The organism is Asticcacaulis excentricus CB 48, assembly GCF_000175215.2.
GTDB lineage: Bacteria > Pseudomonadota > Alphaproteobacteria > Caulobacterales > Caulobacteraceae > Asticcacaulis > Asticcacaulis excentricus.
Window position 1 is genome coordinate 100,282 of sequence record NC_014816.1, and the last position, 20,963, is coordinate 121,244.

Annotated in this window: 16 protein-coding genes; 6 read left to right on the top strand and 10 right to left on the bottom strand. The window is 57.9% G+C overall.

Annotated features, from left to right (window positions below; genetic code table 11):
* Positions 1–162: 162 nt before the first annotated feature.
* The gene (locus ASTEX_RS00430; protein ID WP_013477625.1) at positions 163–438 is read right to left on the bottom strand and encodes a hypothetical protein; all 276 of its coding nucleotides are present in this window, start codon (positions 436–438) and stop codon (positions 163–165) included.
* Positions 439–624: 186 nt separating this feature from the next.
* Between ASTEX_RS00430 and ASTEX_RS00435 the strand changes: the two genes are divergently transcribed.
* A complete protein-coding gene (locus tag ASTEX_RS00435) occupies positions 625–3,108 on the top strand; it encodes an FtsK/SpoIIIE family DNA translocase (RefSeq protein WP_013477626.1) in 2,484 nt (827 codons plus the stop codon).
* 54 nt (positions 3,109–3,162) lie between these two features.
* Here the strand turns inward: ASTEX_RS00435 and glmM are convergent, their stop codons facing one another.
* Positions 3,163–4,788, bottom strand: coding sequence for a phosphoglucosamine mutase (gene glmM / locus ASTEX_RS00440; protein WP_013477627.1), 1,626 nt, complete (start codon positions 4,786–4,788; stop codon positions 3,163–3,165).
* 225 nt (positions 4,789–5,013) lie between these two features.
* Here glmM and glmS point away from each other — a divergent pair, with 225 nt between their 5' ends.
* Both glmS and ASTEX_RS00450 read left to right on the top strand, forming a co-directional pair.
* Entirely contained in the window at positions 5,014–6,852 is a 1,839-nt protein-coding gene (gene glmS, locus ASTEX_RS00445) for a glutamine--fructose-6-phosphate transaminase (isomerizing) (RefSeq protein WP_013477628.1), read from the top strand.
* A 455-nt stretch (positions 6,853–7,307) separates the two neighbouring features.
* Positions 7,308–7,886 carry a hypothetical protein gene (locus tag ASTEX_RS00450; RefSeq protein ID WP_013477629.1) on the top strand — a complete coding sequence of 193 codons (579 nt, stop codon included), beginning with the start codon at positions 7,308–7,310 and terminating at the stop codon, positions 7,884–7,886.
* A gap of 197 nt (positions 7,887–8,083) precedes the next feature.
* Here ASTEX_RS00450 and ASTEX_RS00455 read toward each other — a convergent pair whose 3' ends face one another.
* Positions 8,084–8,479: a helix-turn-helix domain-containing protein gene (locus ASTEX_RS00455; protein ID WP_013477630.1), complete on the bottom strand. Its 396-nt coding sequence runs from the start codon at positions 8,477–8,479 to the stop codon at positions 8,084–8,086.
* Positions 8,480–9,135: 656 nt separating this feature from the next.
* Entirely contained in the window at positions 9,136–10,506 is a 1,371-nt protein-coding gene (tnpC, locus tag ASTEX_RS00460; RefSeq protein WP_013477632.1) for an IS66 family transposase, read from the bottom strand.
* 346 nt (positions 10,507–10,852) lie between these two features.
* Between tnpC and ASTEX_RS00465 the strand changes: the two genes are divergently transcribed.
* Entirely contained in the window at positions 10,853–12,004 is a 1,152-nt protein-coding gene (locus ASTEX_RS00465) for a GNAT family N-acetyltransferase (protein ID WP_013477633.1), read from the top strand.
* A 91-nt stretch (positions 12,005–12,095) separates the two neighbouring features.
* Here the strand turns inward: ASTEX_RS00465 and ASTEX_RS00470 are convergent, their stop codons facing one another.
* The 3 genes from ASTEX_RS00470 to ASTEX_RS00480 form a co-directional block, all read right to left on the bottom strand.
* The gene (locus tag ASTEX_RS00470) at positions 12,096–15,278 is read right to left on the bottom strand and encodes an alpha-L-rhamnosidase (RefSeq protein WP_013477634.1); all 3,183 of its coding nucleotides are present in this window, start codon (positions 15,276–15,278) and stop codon (positions 12,096–12,098) included.
* Between the two features lie 128 nt (positions 15,279–15,406).
* A complete protein-coding gene (locus tag ASTEX_RS00475) occupies positions 15,407–16,489 on the bottom strand; it encodes an ROK family transcriptional regulator (protein ID WP_013477635.1) in 1,083 nt (360 codons plus the stop codon).
* Entirely contained in the window at positions 16,490–16,999 is a 510-nt protein-coding gene (locus ASTEX_RS00480; RefSeq protein WP_013477636.1) for a prolyl-tRNA synthetase associated domain-containing protein, read from the bottom strand.
* Between the two features lie 29 nt (positions 17,000–17,028).
* Between ASTEX_RS00480 and ASTEX_RS00485 the strand changes: the two genes are divergently transcribed.
* Positions 17,029–17,784 carry a DUF6065 family protein gene (locus tag ASTEX_RS00485; RefSeq protein ID WP_013477637.1) on the top strand — a complete coding sequence of 252 codons (756 nt, stop codon included), beginning with the start codon at positions 17,029–17,031 and terminating at the stop codon, positions 17,782–17,784.
* Positions 17,785–17,810: 26 nt separating this feature from the next.
* Here the strand turns inward: ASTEX_RS00485 and ASTEX_RS00490 are convergent, their stop codons facing one another.
* Entirely contained in the window at positions 17,811–18,353 is a 543-nt protein-coding gene (locus ASTEX_RS00490; protein WP_013477638.1) for a CC0125/CC1285 family lipoprotein, read from the bottom strand.
* Positions 18,354–18,474: 121 nt separating this feature from the next.
* Positions 18,475–19,368 (bottom strand): LysR family transcriptional regulator, encoded by an 894-nt coding sequence (locus tag ASTEX_RS00495; protein ID WP_013477639.1) that lies wholly within the window; start codon positions 19,366–19,368, stop codon positions 18,475–18,477.
* 111 nt (positions 19,369–19,479) lie between these two features.
* On the opposite strand from ASTEX_RS00495, the gene ASTEX_RS00500 reads away from it, so the two are divergent.
* Positions 19,480–20,229 carry an SDR family NAD(P)-dependent oxidoreductase gene (locus ASTEX_RS00500; protein WP_013477640.1) on the top strand — a complete coding sequence of 250 codons (750 nt, stop codon included), beginning with the start codon at positions 19,480–19,482 and terminating at the stop codon, positions 20,227–20,229.
* Here ASTEX_RS00500 and ASTEX_RS00505 read toward each other — a convergent pair.
* Entirely contained in the window at positions 20,226–20,963 is a 738-nt protein-coding gene (locus ASTEX_RS00505) for a siderophore-interacting protein (protein WP_013477641.1), read from the bottom strand. The two genes, ASTEX_RS00500 and ASTEX_RS00505, sit on opposite strands and share 4 nt — an antisense overlap.

Consider the following 20,963-nt stretch of genomic DNA (forward strand, 5'->3'; position numbering starts at 1 on the left):
GTCTAATCGTCATAGGCCGAAGATGGCAGATAAGGGGATCACGATCCAGCTTATGGGTTCGGATCGCCTTTGAGGCCATTACGGCTAAAGACAGGAGAGAGGACTGCGTGGCGACACGCAGTCCTCTTTTCATATTGAGACTTTCCCCCCCCCCTTTCGGGATTACATCCCCGTCGTCTTCTCGATGGTTTCGCTGACATCGTATTCGCGGTCATCATCCTGACCGCTCAGGGCATCGGCATCAAGATCGGCACCGGTATCCTTATCGAGCGGCGTGAGGTCGTCTTCATCTTCCTCAAGACCTTCCTCATCACTTTCTTCCCCTTCTGCGGGATCGTCTTCTGCGTCGATATCCGCCTCACCAGGCGTGATCTGCGCGGTTTCGCTAATGGCATTGGCCGGATCGGTATCCGCCGGGATTTGGGACTCTTCGGTCATAGTCAGGCTCCTTTGAAAAGCAGAGCCTGATCGTTTTGTCCTCAAGGAACGAGCCGGAGGATAGGGCTTCCTCATAAGGATTGGCCGCGTCACCGAGGCGATGACTTTTTTAGGTCTTCGTAAACAGGTCTTAACCCTTTGCATGCGATTAACCGGGCTTAACCATAAGCCTAGAGACTGCCCCGCATGAGCACGGTTACCGCCCTCGTCTGGAATCATCTGGAGTCCCGTTTCATCTTTGTCTGGCGTTCGGTGCCGATGGCGCGCTTGCGCGGGGCGCTGGTGTGCCTTCTGGGTCTGGCGTCGCTGATGGCCTATGCGTCCTATCGGGCGACCGACGCGAGCTGGAATACGGCCAGTGCGGAGCCCGTGCACAATTTTCTCGGCGGCTTTGGGGCGATTATTGCCGATATTGGCCTGCAGTCCCTTGGGCTGGCGGCGTGGCCAATGGCGGCGCTTATGACGTGGTTCGGTCTGGCGCGTCTGATGCAGCTTGATCCGGACGAGGGCCGGCGCACCCTGCGTATACATAGCCTTTATGGTGCCCTGTTCGTGCTGATGCTGGCGGCGGCGCTCGCGCCCTTGCATATGGCCGACGCCAATTCGCCCTCGATCGGCGGCTTCTGGGGTACAGGCACGCACCATCTGCTCAAAAGCCTGTTCGACTTCATGCGCCTGCCCGGCGGTGAGGTGATCGCCAGCCTGATCTTTGGCGCGGCCGCCTTGTGGGCGTTTAATCAGGCCCTGCGCCTGACGTCTGAGAGCTATGTCCGCGCCGCGGGTTTCGTTCTGGGCGGTTTCAAGGGTGCGCTGACCGCTTCCGGCCTGCCGGAAAAGGTCAATGCCGCCGTGATGCGCGAGCCCAAAGCGCCCAAGGCCAAACGCGGCCAAAAGGCTCCGCAGCCATTCATCGATGAGACCGATTACACGCCAGACGCCATGCCCGAACCGGTGGTCAACAGCCGCGTGCCCGCGACGCCGGTCTATGATGAAGACGCGCCGCCTTTCGATATAGACGACCTCGACCCAGACTCCGAACTGTCGGCCCCTGTTCCGCGTCAGACCGCTGCGGAACCGAAAATCCGCATGGAGGCCCCGCGCCCTAAGCCCTCAGCGCGCGAGCAGGATGAACGTCAGTCGAGCTTTGAGTTCCTCAAGCCGGGCAATTTCCGGCTGCCCGAGCTTTCCATTCTCGCCAAACCCAAACCTCGCGCGGCTGGCTATGACGAGGCGGCCCTGCGCCAAAACGCCCGTATGCTGGAAAGCGTGCTGGCCGAATTCGGCGTTAAGGGTGTCATCGACCAGATTCGCCCTGGCCCGGTCGTCACCCTCTATGAACTGGCCCCGGCGGCCGGGGTGAAAGGCGCACGCGTCGTGGCGCTGGCTGATGATATTGCCCGCAACATGTCGGCGCGCTCCTGCCGTGTCTCCATCGTGCAGGGCCGCAACGCCATAGGGATCGAACTGCCCAATGCCGTTCGCGAAACGGTTTACCTGCGTGATATGCTCGCTTCGGCCGAGTTCGAAAAATCGAGCCACATCCTGCCGATGGTACTGGGGGAAAATATCGGCGGTGAACCCTACGTCACCGACCTCGCCAAGATGCCGCACCTTTTGATCGCCGGGACCACGGGCTCGGGTAAGTCGGTCGGCGTCAACGCCATGATCCTGTCGATCCTCTACCGGCTTGACCCGGAACAGTGCAAGTTCATCATGATCGACCCTAAGATGCTGGAACTGTCGGTCTATGACGGCATCCCGCACCTGATCGCTCCTGTTGTGACCGACCCCAAAAAGGCCGTCGTCGCGCTGAAATGGGTCGTCAAGGAGATGGAAGACCGATATCGTCGCATGTCGAAGATCGGCGTGCGCAATGTGGCTTCTTTCAACGAACGCGCCAAGGCTACTGCCGCCGAAGGTAAGAACTTTATCCGCAAGGTCCAGACCGGCTTTGACGAAATGGGTCAGCCCATCTTCGAGATCGAGGAAATGGTGCCGGAGCCCATGCCCTATATCGTCGTGATCATCGACGAGGTCGCCGACCTGATGATGGTGGCGGGCAAGGACATCGAAGGCGCGGTTCAGCGTCTGGCGCAGATGGCGCGCGCGGCGGGTATCCACCTGATCATGGCCACGCAGCGCCCGTCGGTCGATGTCATCACCGGCACAATTAAGGCTAACTTCCCGACGCGCATCTCCTTCCAGGTGACGTCCAAGATCGACTCGCGCACCATCCTAGGCGAGCAAGGCGCCGAGCAACTGCTCGGTCAAGGCGACATGCTATACATGGCGGGCGGCGGGCGCATCACCCGCCTGCACGGGCCGTTCGTCGCCGACTCCGAGGTCGAGGCCGTGGCCGAATATCTGCGCTCGCAAGGCTCGCCCAACTACCTCGAAGACATCACCGCCGGTGGCGACGATGACGGCGACAGCGAGTCTGGCGGCTTTGGGGGTGAAGGCGGCGGCTCGGGCGACGATCTCTACGACAAGGCCGTCTATTACGTTACCATCGACCGTAAGGCGTCGACCTCCTACATCCAGCGGAAACTGCAAATCGGCTATAACCGTGCCGCTTCTCTGATGGAAAAGATGGAACAGGAGGGCGTCGTAGGCCCCGCTAACCACGTCGGCAAACGCGACATTCTGGTCGGCCCACCGCCGGGGATTTGATGGACTTCGCAGGGCAGAGGCAATGCCCCTGCACCTGCACGTCAAAACGAAGTCTTATCCTGAGATCGCGTCGATGATCTGATCGACCACGGTGCGGACCTGGGCGGCATCGTCGCCTTCGGCCATGACGCGGATCAGAGGTTCAGTGCCCGACGGCCGCACCAGCACACGGCCGGTGCCTTTCAGAGTCGCTTCACCATCGGCAATGGCCTGCTTGACGTCCGCACGGTTCAACGGGCTTTCGCCGGTAAAGCGTACATTCTTCAGCAATTGCGGCACTGGCTCAAACTGGCGCGCCAGCTCGCTCATCGGGCGACCGCCTTCGACCAGAACGGCCAGCACCTGAAGCGCAGCGATCAGACCATCACCCGTCGTCGCGTGGTCGAGCATAATGACGTGCCCTGACTGTTCGCCGCCCAGATTGAAGCCGCCTTCGCGCATTTTTTCCATCACATAGCGATCGCCGACCTTGGTGCGCTCAAGCTTCAGGCCCTTTGAGGTCATCAGACGCTCAAGCCCCAGATTCGACATCACCGTGGCCACCAGACCACCGCCCTTCAGCTGACCCTTGGCGGCCAGACTGGTAGCGATAATGGCCATTATCTGATCACCATCGACAAGGGTGCCCTTTTCATCGCAGATGACCAAACGGTCTGCGTCACCATCCAGCGCAATACCGATATCAGCACGCAGCTCCTTGACCTTTTCGGCCATGGCCTGCGGCTGGGTCGAGCCGCACTTCTCATTGATGTTCATGCCGTCAGGCGATACACCCAGGCAGAAGATTTCTGCACCCAGCTCATAAAGCGTGGTCGGGGCCACTTTGTAGGCCGCGCCGTTGGCGCAGTCGATAACGATGCGCAGCCCTTTGAGCAGCAGGTTCTTGGGGAAGGTCGCCTTGGCGATTTCCACATAGCGATACTGCGCATCATCGACGCGCTGCACACGACCGAGATGTTGTGGATCGGCAATGCCGTCGAGAATATTGCCGTCCATGCGCGCTTCGATGGCCAGCTCCACCTCGTCCGACAGCTTGTAGCCATCCGGCCCGAACAGCTTGATGCCGTTATCGTAGTAGGGGTTATGCGAGGCCGAGATCATCACACCCAGATCGGCGCGCATTGAGCGCGTCATCATGGCCACGCCCGGGGTTGGCAGCGGGCCGAACAGGCGCACATCCATACCGACCGAAGTAAAACCTGCCACCAGCGCCGGCTCGATCATATAGCCCGACAGACGCGTATCCTTGCCAATCACCGCCAGATGCCGGCGATTGTCCGAAGACATAAACATTTTGCCCGCAGCCATACCGACGCGATAGGCGACTTCGGCAGTCATGGGGAAGCTGTTGACACGGCCCCGGATGCCATCGGTGCCGAAATATTTGCGCGTACGGTTCAGTGTGCTCATGTGCGAAGCCATCAGGTCGTTAGGGTTTTTGATCGGGTTAAAGCCATAGAGGGCCAAAGTGTCACGAAAACTGGCCATGCGAGCGGTCGTCAGGGCGACAAACGCCGCCTCAAGCTTATCAACGGTTTCGGCGCGAGGGGCCTTCGTCTGACCACTCAGCGCGCGAAACAGCGAAGACGGCGCAATGCCCGCTGCCTCGGCTACATCCTTAATGGAAATGCCCGTCGCCCCCAGCGCCGCCTGTAGCTTTTCCCACTTGTTTTCACTCATTGGCGAGACTCTGTATCCGGATAGACGTTCGGTTACAGACCGAAACGCAATGTGTTAATAGCAAATTTACCGCATATTGGACGCGAATGTCTTGAAATACGGTTTTCGTGACCCTTTTAAGGCCAAGGGTTTAATGCCTTGTGAAATAATTTCATAGCATTTTAAAAATCTCTCTGCTACTCAAAACGCGCAAATAGCCCCTCCCCTTGTTATGGAGCCTTGTCCATGTGCGGCATTATCGGTGTTATCGGCCTGTCCGAAGCGGCCCCGCGCCTGATCGAAAGCCTGCGTCGCCTAGAGTATCGCGGCTATGATTCCGCTGGTATCGCCGTCGTTACTGAGACAGGGACGCAACGCCGACGCGCGGCAGGAAAGATCCGTCAGCTGGAGAGCGTGGTTGAAGAGGCTCCGCTGTCGGGTCGCGTCGGTATCGGCCATACGCGCTGGGCCACGCACGGTGCGCCGACGGTTGACAACGCGCACCCGCACACATCGGGTCCGGTTACCGTCGTCCACAATGGCATTATCGAGAATTTTGCTGAGCTGAAGGCCGAACTGATCGCCGGCGGGCACCTATTCAGCTCGGACACCGACACCGAAGTGATCGCGCACCTGTTCGATGCGACGTTGAAATCCGGCCTCAAGGCCAAAGACGCGTTCAAAGCCGTTCTTGATCGCCTGAACGGAGCCTATGCGCTGGCCATCATCGTAGAGGGCGAAAGCAACACCTTGTTCGGCGCACGTCGCGGCTCGCCTTTGGTCGTCGGCTGGGGCGAAGGCGAAATGTTCCTGGGCTCCGATGCGCTGGCGGTCGGCCCGTTCACCAACCGCGTCACTTATCTGGAAGAGGGCGACTGGGTCGTCCTCACCCAGGACGCCGCCGACATCCATGACGCCAAAGGTTTTCGCGTCAACCGCCCCATTACCACCGTCTCGGCTTCGGCAGCACTGGTGGAAAAAGGCGCCTACCGTCACTTCATGGAAAAGGAAGTGCACGAGCAGCCTGAAAGCGTGCAGCGCACCCTCTCCGCCTATCTCGATCCGGTGGCCAAGTCAGCGCGTGCCGACATCAAGGCCGCCATAGACTTCAACAGCGTCGCACGCATCCAGATCATCGCCTGCGGCACCGCCTATTATGCCGGCTGCATCGCCAAATACGCCTTTGAAAAGGTCGCAGGCCTGCCCGTAGATGTCGAAGTGGCCTCTGAATTCCGCTACCGCACACCCGCTATGACGCCCGGCACGCTGGGTCTGGCCGTGTCGCAATCGGGGGAAACCGCCGACACGCTGGCAGCGCTGCGTTGGTGCAAAGGCGAGGGTCTGAAAACCGCCGCTCTCGTCAATGTGCACACCTCGACCATGGCGCGAGAAGCGGATCTGATGTGGCCCACCCACGCCGGGCCGGAAATCGGCGTGGCTTCGACCAAGGCCTTCACCGCGCAACTGGCCGCCCTTCTGTCTCTGGCGGTCGCCGCCGCCGCGCAACGTGGTCGCATCGACGCCACCGAAGAGGCACGTCTGGTGCAATGCCTGCTGGAAACCTCCGGCCTGATCGCCGAGGCCCTTCTTATGGACCCGGATGTGCAGCGCATCACCTACGAACTGTCGAAGGCGCGCGACGTCATCTATCTGGGCCGCGGGGCCATGTATCCGCTGGCGCTGGAAGGCGCGCTAAAGCTCAAGGAAATCTCGTATATTCACGCCGAAGGCTACGCGGCGGGCGAACTCAAGCACGGCCCCATCGCCCTGATCGACGAGAACACGCCCGTAGTGGTGATTGCGCCGGACGATGAACTGTTTGAAAAGACGGCCTCCAACGTACAGGAAGTCGCCGCGCGCGGCGGCCGCGTGGTGATGATCACCGACGCCCCACAAAAGGTCCCGTCCCTGTCCGGCGACGCCGCCAAAACGCTGAAAATCGTCAAGGGCCCGACCTGCGATCCGTTTGTGGCGCCCCTGGTCTATGCGGTGCCGATCCAGCTTCTGGCCTACCATACCGCCGTGCATAAGGGCACAGACGTGGACCAGCCGCGTAACCTCGCTAAGTCCGTGACGGTGGAATAAGGCGGTAGTCTGTTGAGTTTCAACAGAAAATGACCCTATGAACGTTGAGATTTCGTTTCAGGTTGACCCTCATTTTGGTGATAAAGTCTTTACATGACCTGGGATGGTTGGGGTCAGTCAGCGGCAAGCCTGCAGGGTCAAGTTTTGGCGAAAATCAACAAGAGTACGTCAGGGATTAAATTAATGCCGCGCCACGAGCTAATCTATTCTCGATCGATGTGATTGGACTAAATTGGTTTTGAAGGGTAGGGTGAGGCGTTCGCAAGGATGGGTTCAATCAATGCCGCAGGAAAAACGTGTCGCCGAAGCAATGGAAGCTATGAACTGGTATTCTGAGAAGAAGCAAACCAGTCAAACCTCTGTGCGCGAAGCCCTTCGAGCAACCGGTGCGTACACAGCTAAAGGCACTGTTAAGCAGGCACCGAGCGCGAACTCGTAATTAAAGTGCGATCAACTTGAGTCGGCACGCTACTTCCTTTGTCCTCGGTTACCACGGCTGTCGGCGAGAAGTCGCCGCACGGATCATAGCTGGCGGCTTAGACCTTGATCATAGTGATAAAGATTACGATTGGTTGGGCTCAGGAGCCTATTTCTGGGAATCTGACTTCCACCGCGCCAGCGAGTGGGCGGAGTTTAAATTCAAAAGTGAAGCCGCCGTCATCGGTGCTGTAATTGATTTAGGCAATTGCCTAGACCTCGTGAACCGCCATGACCTGGAAGTGGTGAGGGCTGCGCATGGCAAATTTCTTGATTTTTGCACCAGCACCCAATCTCCTGTGCCCCAGAATTTGGATCTGCGGGCGGATCCTCATGGCGATAAACTTCTCAGGAAGCTGGATTGCGCGGTAATCAATTTCCTCAACAATTCTCTCGATGCCTACGATAAAACAACAGCCTATGACACGGTGCGAGGCATGTTTGTCGAAGGCGGCGCATTGTACGACGGGAGTGGATTTCGAGAGAAAAGCCATGTTCAAATCGCCGTTCGGAACAACAACGTCATTAAAGGCTATTTCGTACCGCGTATTGCTTGATTCATCGGCTAGTGTGTTCACTCACTGAGGAAAGCCTGTTGAGTTTCACCAGAAAATGACCCTTTGAAGTTTGAAATTTTCGTTTCAGATTGACCCTCATCTTGGTGATAAAGTCTTCACAGGACTTGGGATGGTTTGGGTCAGTCAGCGGCAAACCTGCAGTGTCAAGTTTTGGCGAAAATCAACAGTTTGCACCATCAGAAGGCCTCCCCGTTGTCATCACATGATGCAGTGGCCGATGGAACATCCGGCTTTGCCGCTTTCTTGGTAGCCAACCTTACCCGTTGTGGCAGGTTCTGGGTGTCGAGCATCAGGCCCACTTCATCCTTCGCCCCATCGAGTAGGCCCCCGAGGCGGGACGGCTCACCAAGCACAACCAGAACCATGGCAAGTACACCGAGCGAAATGCCATGGTCGCCGGACTCAAGCCTGCGAACCGTGGAAACATTGATCCCGGCGCCTTCGGCAAGCCGAGCCTGAGTGATGCTGCGACGCTTTCGGGCCGCGGCAATATCAGCGCCCAGCTTCTTGAGTTCGTTTTGAGCCCTGATCGACGGGAGATTTGTCTTTTTCATAATGATGCTTAAATACACGATTAAATCCAATAAAGCTATATTTATGCACTATTATTACCTCCACCCTTAGGCTTTTGGGGCCTTAGGCTGACGAAGCAGCTCAAAACGCGCCGCCATTCCGTTGAGAATGTCTCGGGAGTGCCACCCTGTAAATTCGCGCGCAATTCTGGCCCTCTAGAGGTGGATTTTCGCATCCAACTCGGCCCCGTAGACTACGCAATTCCGTTGTAAAGTCTGTGTCTTAGAAGATTAAACTGGACACGAAAAAGGTGTGTTTTGAATGCGATTTGACACGTTCCATCAAACCATCCAAATGTCTACCTGAACAACAAAATGTACCCTGTACAAAAAAAACAAACAAAATTTATCGCGACCGAAATAAAAAACATCAAACTACTTCCCTCAAGCTCACCGTAAAACCAAGGGGGTAACGTATATCTTTTTTTTAAATACTGCCGTATATGTATTGTAAATTGTTAAAAAAAAACAAGAACACAACAACGAATTTATTGGTAAAAAAATCGGAAATGCTCACTTGCATTCTCCTTCATCTCCGGAGGCAGAGTCGATTGCATACGAATATACGATTTTTAATATACCGCGGGTGCCTGAAGTATGAGGCAGAACTCCACCTACGAGTTTCGACGTAATTACACACGTCCCTGGCAGAATGGCTACGCGAGGCTGAAGTTTCCGTCGACGAGTCTGCGGATGGCGGCATAGGGGGTTTCGCCGCTCAGGCGCGCGGTTCCTGTGATGGACCTGTAGCCGGCATGGATGTCGGCTCCCCATTGGGATCGGAAGCCGTTGGTCACTTTGCGGAAGACGACGGAGGGTCTGATCTCGCGTTCCGAGATATTGTTGGTCGGCGGCACATTTCTATTGGTCATGAAGACGAAGAACTTTGTCCGCCAACCCTTGATCTGCTTTTTCAAATACGCGCCCGCGGGATGGGCCGCCGGCAATGCCAAAAGCTGATCAAGTTTGTCATCGGCCCTGGCGGCGTAAGCCCGCAGAGTGTTGTCTTTCAGATCCGGACGACGTTTGCCAACCCGGATGCACCATCGCAGGTGATCCCGGATCTTTGGAGCGAAGACACTGTCACCACTGTCGATGGCATATTGGATATCGCGCAAAACATGGGCGAGGCAGACCTGGTGGTCTTTCGCCAACTCTTGCTGGCCACCATACCGATCGCTCACCCAAACGTCCGGATAATGACCGGCCATGACGTCCTGCGGGACCGACTTCGCCCGGCTGGGGGCGATTTTATGTAAAACCGCCTTTTCCGAAGAGAAGCTCCATTGCCATTGGGTGACGCCGCTGACGCGGGTGGTGGTTTCGTCGGACGCGACGATGGAGGCGGTGCGCAGCCTGGCCGTGATCGCTTCACAGGCCGTTGCCATCTTGCCTTTGAGGCTTTTGAAAATATTGCCGATACCGCCTTCGGATATCTTCAGGCCGAACAATTCACTCATAATCCGCGAAAGTCGTTCGAAGCTGACGTGATGGGAATGATGCAGATACATGACCAGCGAACGGATGCCCGGGCCGAACGGCGAACCTGTTGGCATGGATTGCGGCGCAGGGGCTCGAAAGCGTTTCCCGCACCGGCAACGACCACCCATCAACTCGACCCGCGTCACCACGGGCTGGATGGGCGGCAGATCAATATGGTCGTAGCGACAACGGACATGTTGGGAAAGCCCGGAGACATCGGCGTGGCAGTGCCGACACTCCGACGCAAAAACCCGCTCCGTTCGGTTCGGTGTCTCGGCCAAGCGGCGCGAAACGCCCGGGCGCGACGGCCGCGGCTTCTTCCCGCCTCCACCAGAGCGGTTCCCTTTGCCGGGGCCGTCGCTCGATGGCGGTTGATGTGAATTTTTCGACGTCTTGCGCGGCTTGCCGCCACGTTGTTCAAGGTCTTTCAGGCGCCTGACCAAATCCTCGATCATCGCCCCTTGCTGGCGCAGAAGTTCGGCCTGTTCCGCAATTAGCGCGTCTTTTTCTTTATCTGAAAGAGGGCGAAGCGGAGGTCGAATCATGCCCCCATGGATTCAGAACTCGAGTCACCGCGCAAGCCCCATTCCGCCAACCACGTGTGCAGTTACGTTTCGACATGTAAGCCAAACTCAGTTCTTTTGCCACAGCGTTTATTGCCGAGTCTTTTCCGCCTTGTCCGTAGGCGCTCATAACATTACCCACTGACTCTGCGGCGCCACCAATTTCATGGCTATGCCGATATACTTCTCATCTCTTCAGTCGATCAAGATTAGATCCGTTTTACCTAGCTGGCCAAGGAGTCAATTGTCCCCCCCCTGTAATCGGAATGCTAACCCTTTTGTGTCAGGCTTAACGGACAAGGATGCAAAGCGTGGTGCGGGAGACGACATGAACGGGCTGAGCGTAGAGATAACGAGCCCCTCGCAGCTATCCGACTTGGAACGTCAACTGTGGGCCGATGCCGTCTCTAGCCATCCGGCCCTCGACAGCCCCTATTGCACGCTGGCCTATGTCGAGGCCCTGTTCCCGGTTGTGCCTCAGGCGCGCCTAATCCGCATCCGGCGAAACGACCGCACCGTGGGCTTCCTGGCGCTACAGATGCGCGGGCGGGTGGCGCAGCCGCTGGGCGCGCCTCTGACCGATTTCCATAGCCTGATCACATTGCCCAATGTTGACATTGACCTGCGCGCTGTCCTGCGAGCGCTGGACTTACACCGGTTCGAAGTCAGCGGCTGGTTAGGTGCTGACAGCGCCTTCACCGCAGGCGACGTACGTGAGCGGCTTTATGTCGATCTGACGGGCGGGTTTGAGACCTATTATACTGAACAACGCCACCAGCAGAAAAAGTTCTTTCGTAACGCGGAACGCTGCCGCCGTAATCTGGACGCCGCCTATCCGGAACTGGGGTTTTCGTGGGAAGCCGCGTCCGAGGCCATTATCGATTGGGTGATTGCCCGCAAACGCGATCAGTATGCCCGTACCGGCCTGCACGATGTGTTTGCCTGCGGCTGGACTCGTGAGGTGCTGTACGCCCTGGCTCAGAATAAGAACAGCGCCCTGCGGCTGATGGCGGGCGTTTATCGGAATGGCACGGAGGTTATCGCCGCCGAGATCGGCCTTTGCACCCCCGACGACCTGCACCTGTGGTTCCCGGCCTATGACCGCAGCGCCGCGCGCCACAGCCCCGGCATCCTCTTGTCGCTTGATATACTGAAGGCCGCCGCGTCGGAGGGTATCAAGCGCGTGGATTTCGGCTGTGCGGATGAACCCTACAAGCTGTCCATGACCACGCACAAAACGCCCTGCTATGCCGGCTATGTGGTTAGCAAAAAGTCCATCGAGCTTCCTGCGCGTTTTGACCCGTTCCTCAAACCGCGACTAATGATCATGCGCGCCTGCGAAGTTCACCTCGCAGGACAGGTCCGAGCCGGGTGGCAACTGGGCCGTCGCCTCGTGGCCCGGACGCGTGTGGGGTTTGTGACCTTCCTGAGCCTTCTGGGAGCCATGGCCGCAGCCATGCTCGTCGCTGAAGCCTGGTAATTTGTCGATTAAAGACTCCATTCACGACGCTCAGCGTCTAAAATAACAGTCGCGACTAACGTAGGTTTAGCGGATCTGAAGGCCGAAGGCGTCACGGCATAACGGCGAAATCATAGTCTCCCGGTCCGGCCTCGATAACCATTCGGCCGTTAACAATGCCCAACGACTGTAACGTTAGAGGCTTTGCGTTTTCGCGGATATCCGTCCGGTTCGTCGCAGGTAAATGAACTTCGGCGCGAGTGTTTGAGGGGACGCTGAGCTTAAGTTTGAATTGACCATCCGCCTTCAGGGTCCAGTCGGTTGAAATACGCCCGGACACGGCGTCATACTGCGCACCACCAGAACCTATGCGGCGATCGAGGATCGGATTGAACCGGAACCGGCGAAAGCCCGGTTCGATCGGATCAATTCCAGCTATGCGGCGATACACAAAGCCAATAACGGCCCCAAGTGCATAGTGGTTGAAAGAGTTCATTGAGATGTCGCCAGCGTCTCCATTCCAGCGCTCCCAGGTCGTCGTCGCCCCCTTCATAACCATATAGCCCCAAGATGGATATTCTGTGCGTAGCAAGAGGTCATACACCAGTGCCGCATAGCCATTGTCGGCCAGCACATCGAGGCTATGGGGTGTGCCGAGGAAGCCTGTAGTGAGTAACCGGCCCCGGTTTACAATACTATCATGCAGTTTTCTGGCCACCTCGGCACGCAATTGAGGCGGCACGAGATTGTAGCGCAGCGCCAGGATGTAACCCGTCTGAGAGCCATTGCCGACGGTCGCGTCGGGATGAATAAAGGCTTTGGCGAAGGCAGTGTCGATCTTTTCCGCCAGACGCGTATAGTCCTCGACAGCCTTTTGACGTTTTGTTGCCTTCGCCATATCCAACATGGCAAGTGTCGAGTGCTTCCACATAGCCGTCCCGACCAAGTCGGGTGGCGTCGTATGATCGCCGGGCCAGCGAGAATCTAGCGCCAGCCAGTCTCCGAAATCCCAGCCGTGCCCCTTACTCCAGATGCCATCCTCGCTAAGGGCAGCGACATAGCCAATATAGGCGGACATAGCCTCCCAGTTCTGGTTGATAACGTCTGTGTCCCCGTACCGTTGCCACGTGGTCCAAGGCAGGATGACACCGGCATCCGCCCACCCAGGCGAGGCCTGGTTAGGGGCCGTATCGCGCATGCTGTTAGGCGCGATAAATGCAAAAGCCCCGTTCGGCCACTGGGCATCACGTACGTCAGCCATCCACCGCTGCGTAAAGGCGCTGACATCCATATTGAAAGCCGCCGCATCCCAAAAGACGTGTGCATCCCCCATCCATCCCAAGCGTTCGTCGCGTTGAGGACAGTCCGTCGGAATGCCCATAAAATTAGATTTCTGACTCCAAAGGCTATTTTGCCATAGGGTCTGAATAATCGGATGGCCAATGCGCAAATGCCCGGTTCTTGATGTGTCGCTGTGGATGACGACGCCCATAACGTCATCAGGTGCCGGCGCGTTTGATAGGCCTGAGATTTCGACATATCGAAAGCCATGATAAGTGAAGCGCGGCTCCCAGACTTCACCCGCCGGATCGCCCTTCAGCACATAGGTATCTGTGGCAAGTGCGCCTCTCAGATTTGCCTGATCAATACTCCCATCGGGTTTCAGTATTTCGGCAAACTTCAAAGTTACCTTTTGCCCGGCGATGCCCTTGACCCTGATTTTCGCGAAGCCCGCAAAGTTTTGGCCAAAATCAACAATCCAGCTCCCGTTGATAAATTTAAGGGATTTAGCCTTCAATAGGCCCAAGCGTCGTATTGGCGGGCTTAAGGTCGCCTGAAGTTTTCCGGTCACCGGCGGGGCAATCGCCGCATGCGACCACCTCGCGTCCGCCTGAAACCGCGGCGTGGCCCAGCCAGGCTGCTCACGACGTGCGTCATAGTCTTCGCCGTCATATATGTCCGAACTGAGGACAGGAGAGGCGCTGATCATCCAGCTCTGATCTGTGACAACGCGCTCAACCCTACCGCCTGTGTAGGTTAGTTCCAGCTGAGCCATAAAGCGCAGGGGCGGATTGCCAAAAGCAAAGCGACCCTGTGGTGATGTATAGCTGCCATACCAGCCATCGGCGACCATGGCCCCGATAACATTTTCCCCGCGTCCGACCATCTTCGTCACGTCAAATACGCGGTAAAGAATGCGTTTGGAGAAATCCATGGATTCGGGGGCCAGCAGGGCATCGCCGACCCGCTTGCCATTGATATAGGCCTCGTAGGCGCCCAAGGCCGTCACATATAAACGCGCCTTCGCTACCGTTTCCGTGGCTGTAAAATCGCGGCGCATCAAAAAAGCGCCTTTACCGGGAAAGGGTTGATCTTCTCGCTCCGAACGTTTCACCATTGGCCATGCCGACGCATCAAAATCCGGCCGGGTCCAGCCTTCAGGTTTTTCGGAGGATGCACGGGCGTTAAGATCGTCAAAACGGACAACCCGACCGTCGCGCAATCGGGCACGCACCAACATGGCGCACTGGGGTTTTTCCCCTTTCAGACTTAGGGTCAAAGCATGAGTTCCAGCTTTAAGCGTGCATACCGTTTCGACCACACCTCGCGGCCCCCAGGCATTGGCAGGCCGAGGCGGTAGGTCAATAAGGCTGCCGTCAATTCTGACCTCGTAAGAGGTAGTGGATATCGTCAACACGGTGGTTTCGGCATCCGCCTCAAGATCAAAGACCAGCCTCACCTGACAGGACTTGTCTTTTGAAGGCGCATCAGCCGTAACCCAGAACAGACCGGCTTCGCGATCTCCCAGCATATCGGCATCTTCCGCGGCCAGCCACTCTGCCTGCCAATCATCCGGTGAAAGCAGTGCCATCTCCCAGAAGGCGGGTTTGCTTGTTGTGACCCGTCCGTGACAGTCCCACGCCGTAACCCGCCAGACCGCCTTCTCGCGCGAGGTGAGTGGCTTTCCCGAATAGATGACATCAAAGGTCTGATCGCTTTCAACACGGCCGCTGTCCCAGAGATCGGCAAGGCCGGCCCTCAGTTTTGCGTCACTTGACGCGACCTCAACCCGCCAAGCGGTCTGCATCGTTCCCCGCCGCGCAGAATCGCACTGCCACGAGAGGCGAACATCCTGATTTTCCACACCCAACGGGTTGTCACAGAGATTGGCCTTCAACCCCCTCAGGCGTAAACCATCTCGCTTTTCAGCCGCAGATGCCGGAACAGCGAGTGCAGCGGTGGCCAGACCCGCGCCCTTCACGGCACCTGAAAGTGCCCCCCTCCGAGTCAACATGGCGCGTTTCCTTTATTTTTCTATGTTCTTTTGTTTGAATACTGGGTTCTGTTGTCGTCAGGCAAGGTCCATTCACTCTGGAGCGGACGACTCGATCCTGTTCCAAAGTCCCCATAGGGTCTATGAACTTACCCCTGCGGAAGCAGATTGCAAAACACAGGCAACGCCGCCGCCCCGATGGCGGTTTGAAACGCACCCAGACGCGAGGCTTCGACCACCGGCGCGCCCTCGCCCAGTTGCATCGCCTCGGCCAGCGCTTTCAGGATTGAGGGACTGAGACGGCCAGTCAGGATGATGGCGTCGGGGCCGAGAAAGGGGCTGAGTTTGGCCAAACCCACAGACAGACGCGCTGCCGCGCTTTCCGTCCAACCGTCAATCACACTTTGCGCCGCTTCGGGCAGAACATCGAGATCACTAAGGTCACCTACCCCGAAGCCCGCGGTGGTCAGAGTTTTCATCAGGTCACAACCATCCGGAGACTGCGCATCGCTGAAGAACTGCCCGATCTGACCCGCCCCTGAGATACCCTGCCCTCCCCGGAACGGACGCCCTTCGATAAACAGCGCGCCTCCGATCTCAAGTCCGATATGCACGATCAGATAGGTTTGATAGCGTGCACCAATGCCAAAGACACGCTCGCCAATGCCGCAGGCCAAAGGTTCGGCTTCGATAAAGGCCGGGCCCTCCAGATTGTTGGCGAAATAACTGATCAGTTCCTCACGACGATAGGCCAGATTCCATGCCTGAGCCTGTTCGGGCGGCAGGTCAGAAGGAACCCCAATTCCGAAGCCCAGTTGCCGCCAGCGCACCACATGGCTCTTGCCATAGGCGCTTTCCAGTTGCTGCTGCACGGTCTTGAGCACAGCGCTCGGCGTCGGTTCAACCAGCGGCGTGCGCGTGCGGCCGGCCACACGGCCGCCTAAATCCATCGCCACCAGATCGAGTGCTCCCGCCGTAAAGCCGATACCAAAGGCATAGGCCGCCCCTGAACGCAGCGACACCGGCTTTTGCGGCTGGCCTCGACGCCCGGTGTGCACATAGGCCCCGTTATCTTCCTCGACCAGCCCCCAGTCCATCAGGTCGCGTACCAGATTGGTCACCGCCGGGCGCGTGTAGCCCGACGCCTCAGCCAGCTCGGCACGCGCCGCCGTCCCGTGGCGGACCAGCGCCTCAAGCACCTTGCGATGGCCGTGGGTCAGGTGGGGAAACATCTACACGTCCGAAAAGTCTATAACCCGGTAGTCGCGACGCAGCTTGTCCAGAAAGAGCCGGAAATCGCCCTGATCGAGCGCTGTGGTCGCCGTATTGATCAGCGGGTGGAAGTTGACAATCTCAGCTTCATAAAGCCGCTGATCAAGGATAAATTTGACGTTATGCTCAGGGTCGTTGATCAGGGCCAGCGCGGTCACCGAACCCGGTCGCACGCCGAGCGCCTGATACAAGCGCTCCTCAGACCCAAAACTCAGACGCCCGGAGCCGATGACTTTCGGCAGGGCTTTCAGATTGATCTGTGTCTGCTGTTCGGCGCTGATGAGCCACAATTGCCCCTTATCGTCCTTCAGGAACAGATTTTTGGTGTGGGCACCAGGGAGACTATCCTTAATCCCTTCGCCCTCACCGACGCGAAACACCGCCTCATGCTCAGTGGTCCGCGGCAACAGGCCCCAGCCGTTTAGGGCTTGAAGCAAGGTGCTTTGCGTATAAAAGCTGTTTTCGGTCATTCGTCGCGTTTACAGGAGCCCGAAGCGTAATGGAATTGGAATGTTTTGTCGTTCAGGCCGGCCCGCGTGAAATCATCCCCGGCCGCACCGACCGCGACTGGATGGATGCGTTTTCCAACCGCTTCCCCTATCGTTGCCTGCCGCTCACCATGGCCAATTCGACGGGGTGGGAGCTGCTGGTACCCGAAGATATCACCATCGAATGGAACGGCGGTAAGCTGGCCAGCGACATTATCATCACCGCCGACCGTCCCGGCGTACACGTCGAACACTTTGTGCAGAGCCATTTCAGCCAGGGCATCGTCACCTTCCATACGGGTTATCTCTTCCGCACGCCTCCGGGCTTTGCCCTGTGGGCTACAGGGGCACCCAACCACGTTAAGGACGGTATCGCGCCCCTTACCGGCCTGATCGAAACCGACTGGCTGCCGTTTCCATTCACGATGAACTGGCGATTTACGCGGCCGGGCATCGTGCATTTCCAGAAGGGCGAACCTTTTTGCTTCATCAATGTCATCGAGCATCGCAAGACCGATGAGGTCCAGCCGGTGGTCAAGTCGATCGAGGCGGATCCGGACCTCCTGGAACAGTTCAAGGCGTGGTCGGAAAGCCGCGCCAAGTTTAATGAGAGCCTCGTCAACCGCGACCCGGCGGCTATCAAACAGGCCTGGCAGAAATTTTATCACAAGGGTGAGTTGCCGGATCAGTCCGAAGCCCCGCTGGAGCATATGAACCGCCGCCGGGTGAACCCGGTACGCTACGAGGGCATCGAAGAACCGAAATGAAAAAGGGAGCCTTTCGGCTCCCTTTTTTAACGACGTTCCGTACCCGGACGAACGATGCGCGGGTCGAGATTCTGTTTCACCTCTCGCGCGTCATAAGCATTGGGATCGTTCGGTTTTTCACCCTTCCCGAAGATGACCTCGGCCGAGGTTTCATAGCGGTAGAAGGTCGTCTGATCCTCTTCCCAGGCACCCCACGAGCCCCACGCGCCGCGATAATAGCGGTAGTAGAAACCACCATAAAGTCGCGGGAACGGGTCGCGATAGGTGGTGCTGGTCGTGCGATCTTCCTTGGTGTTGCGGCCGACCAGGCTGAACCAATCATAACCGTTCTCCAGCGCCAGCTCCGCCGCTCGATAGAGCATATAGTCTTCGACCGTCTCACGCGAGGTCGAGGAATTGCCGGAAAATTTCAGTCGGTAGCGATTGGCTTCGATCCGCTGGTCGGAATAGCCACGCGCCAGAGACGAAGACGGGTCACCGGTCACGGGCTGATAAGGGGTGGGGGTCGCACACGCGGCCAGCGTTACCAGAGAGACGCCAAGCGCGGCCCCAATCATCATCTTACGCATGGTCTTAACACTCAACTCCCTGTGAAAAAGCCCCGATTGGCAAGGGAGTATTGAGCCTCCACTATCAAACGTCAATGTGGCTTTAATACGCCACACAGACCGTTGCAGATCGGCATGACACTCAATTGGTGTAGGTTTTCATCAGCGTAGCGACCCAGTCGATAAAAACCCGCACGCGTCGTGCCAGGTGTCGTCGCTGCGGGTAGATCAGCGATACAGGCAAGGCGTCGGCCACATAGGCGGGCAGTATTTCGATCAGTCGGCCCTGCGCCACATGCTCGGTCATGCCTACACGTGGCGCCTGAACGATACCCAGACCCGCCAGTGCCGCGTGACGATAGGCCTCAGAATTGTTGACCGTCACCACACCCTCCATAGCCATGGTTTGCCATTGGGTGCCGTCGGAATAATCAAAGCCGTCAGGGCGCGCACCCATCTGGGTCACATAATGGATCAGCCGGTGACCTTTCAGATCCTCAAGCGTTCGCGGCGTACCCCACCGCGCCAGATATTCCGGGCTGGCGAAGTTGCCCATGGACAGCTTGCCCAAAGCGCGGACGGTCAGGCCGGTATCGCTGAGGGTGCCCACTCTTATCACGCAGTCAAAGCCTTCGCGCACAATATCGACGATGCGATCCGTCGAAGAGAGTTCAACACGCAGGTCCGGATGACGCTCAAGCAGTAGCGGCAGATTGGGGATCACTAGGGATTGCGCCACCGGTATCGGCATATCGACCCGAATACGTCCGCTCACGCTACGCGTCTGAAAGAGACCGGACAGGTCATCTGCGTCGGCCAGAAGGTCTTTAGCCCGTTCGTAAAAAAGCTGACCATCGTGGGTGAGTTGCACACGTCGTGTGGTGCGATAGAGGAGCTGTGTCCCCAGATGCGCCTCTAACGTTTGCACCGCGGTTGATACCGTGGCCTTAGGCAAGCCAAGCGTTTCCGACGCCTGAGAGAAGGACGACAGTTCCGCTACGCGGGTGAAGATCCGCAGGGCATCTAATCGCAGCATAAGCCCTCTATTGTTCATTCAATTGAACAGCGTGGTCAGATTTCTCTGATTTATTCAACATCAACGTTCACCTAAGTGTCAGTCATTCGCTTTCACATAGGAGAGATTGTCATGACCATCGCACTCATCACCGGCGGCAGCCGGGGCCTCGGCCGCAACGCCGCCCTGCATCTGGCCCGCGACGGGGTGGACGTCATCTTCACCTTTCGCTCGAACCTCACAGAGGCTCAGAGCCTCGTGGCCGAAGTCGAAGCCTTGGGCCGCCGTGCCGTGGGCTTGCCTCTGGATGTCGGAGATACGTTAGGATTCGCCCCCTTCATGACACGGGTTCAGGAAACCCTGACCGCCTGGGGCGAAGACCGTTTCGATTATCTGGTCAACAATGCCGGCACTGGCGTTCATGCCAGCTTTGCCGATACCACCGAAGCGCAATTCGACGAATTGGTGAATGTGCACTTCAAGGGCCCGTTCTTCCTTACGCAGGCTCTGCTGCCCCTGATACGCGACGGTGGGCGCATCCTCAATGTCTCTTCCGGTCTGGCGCGCTTCGCCCTGCCGGGTTACGCCGCCTACGCGTCGATGAAGGGAGCGATGGAGGTGCTGACGCGTTACCAGGCTAAGGAATTGGGCGCCCGCGGCATTGCCGTCAATATCCTCGCTCCGGGGGCGATAGAAACGGATTTCGGCGGCGGGGCTGTGCGTGACAATGCGGGACTGAATGCCTTTGTGGCGGCAAATACGGCATTGGGTCGTGTGGGTCTGCCCGACGATATTGGAGGTGTCGTCGCGGCCATTCTGTCGCCCGGCAGCCGTTGGATCAATGCGCAGCGGATCGAGGCATCGGGCGGCATGTTCCTTTAATCAAGAGCCTGATGCGCACCCGGTTCGCCCTTAAGCCAGTAACCAGAGGCCTTGATCCCCTTCGGATTGAGGCCTTTGTCATGCAGATGGGACCGCACCATTTTGGCCCAATGCGCCTCTCCGGCGACCCAAACCAGAGCGTCTTCGGGCAGGGTCAGGGCGTTAATTGCAATGAGTACATCATCGGCTTGCGCGCGATAAAGCCAGCGAATGTCCGCCTTGGCCTGGGTGATCCAGGTCTGACGCTCAGCCGCATTTTCGACCACGGCCAGAACGGTTATAGGCTGACCCGCCGGGGCGGTTTCCAGGCGTCGCCCAATAGCGGGCAGGGCCGTTTCATCGCCGATCAGGAGATAGTGAGCGAACGCATCCGGCCACACCTGCGAGCCGCGCGGGCCGCCAATGTGGAGGATTTCGCCGATCTGCGCTTGTAACGCCCATTGGGTGGCCGGACCCGCCGGTTCATGCAGAGCAAAATCGAGGGTCAGAAGGCCCTTGCTCACATCAAAGGCGCGCGGCGTATAGTCGCGCATAACCGGCGTGTCCCCGCCTTGCGGGTCAGGGAACAAAAGCTTCACATGGTCATCAAAACCTAGCGACTGAAACCCCTCCAGATCGCCACTCAGAACCAGACGCAGCATATGCGGCGTCAGCCGGATGCGCTCAGCCACGCGCAGTTCGCGGCGGCGCAGGTCGAAGCGAACGCGCAAAGGTGTGCGGTTGTCTTCGGCCAT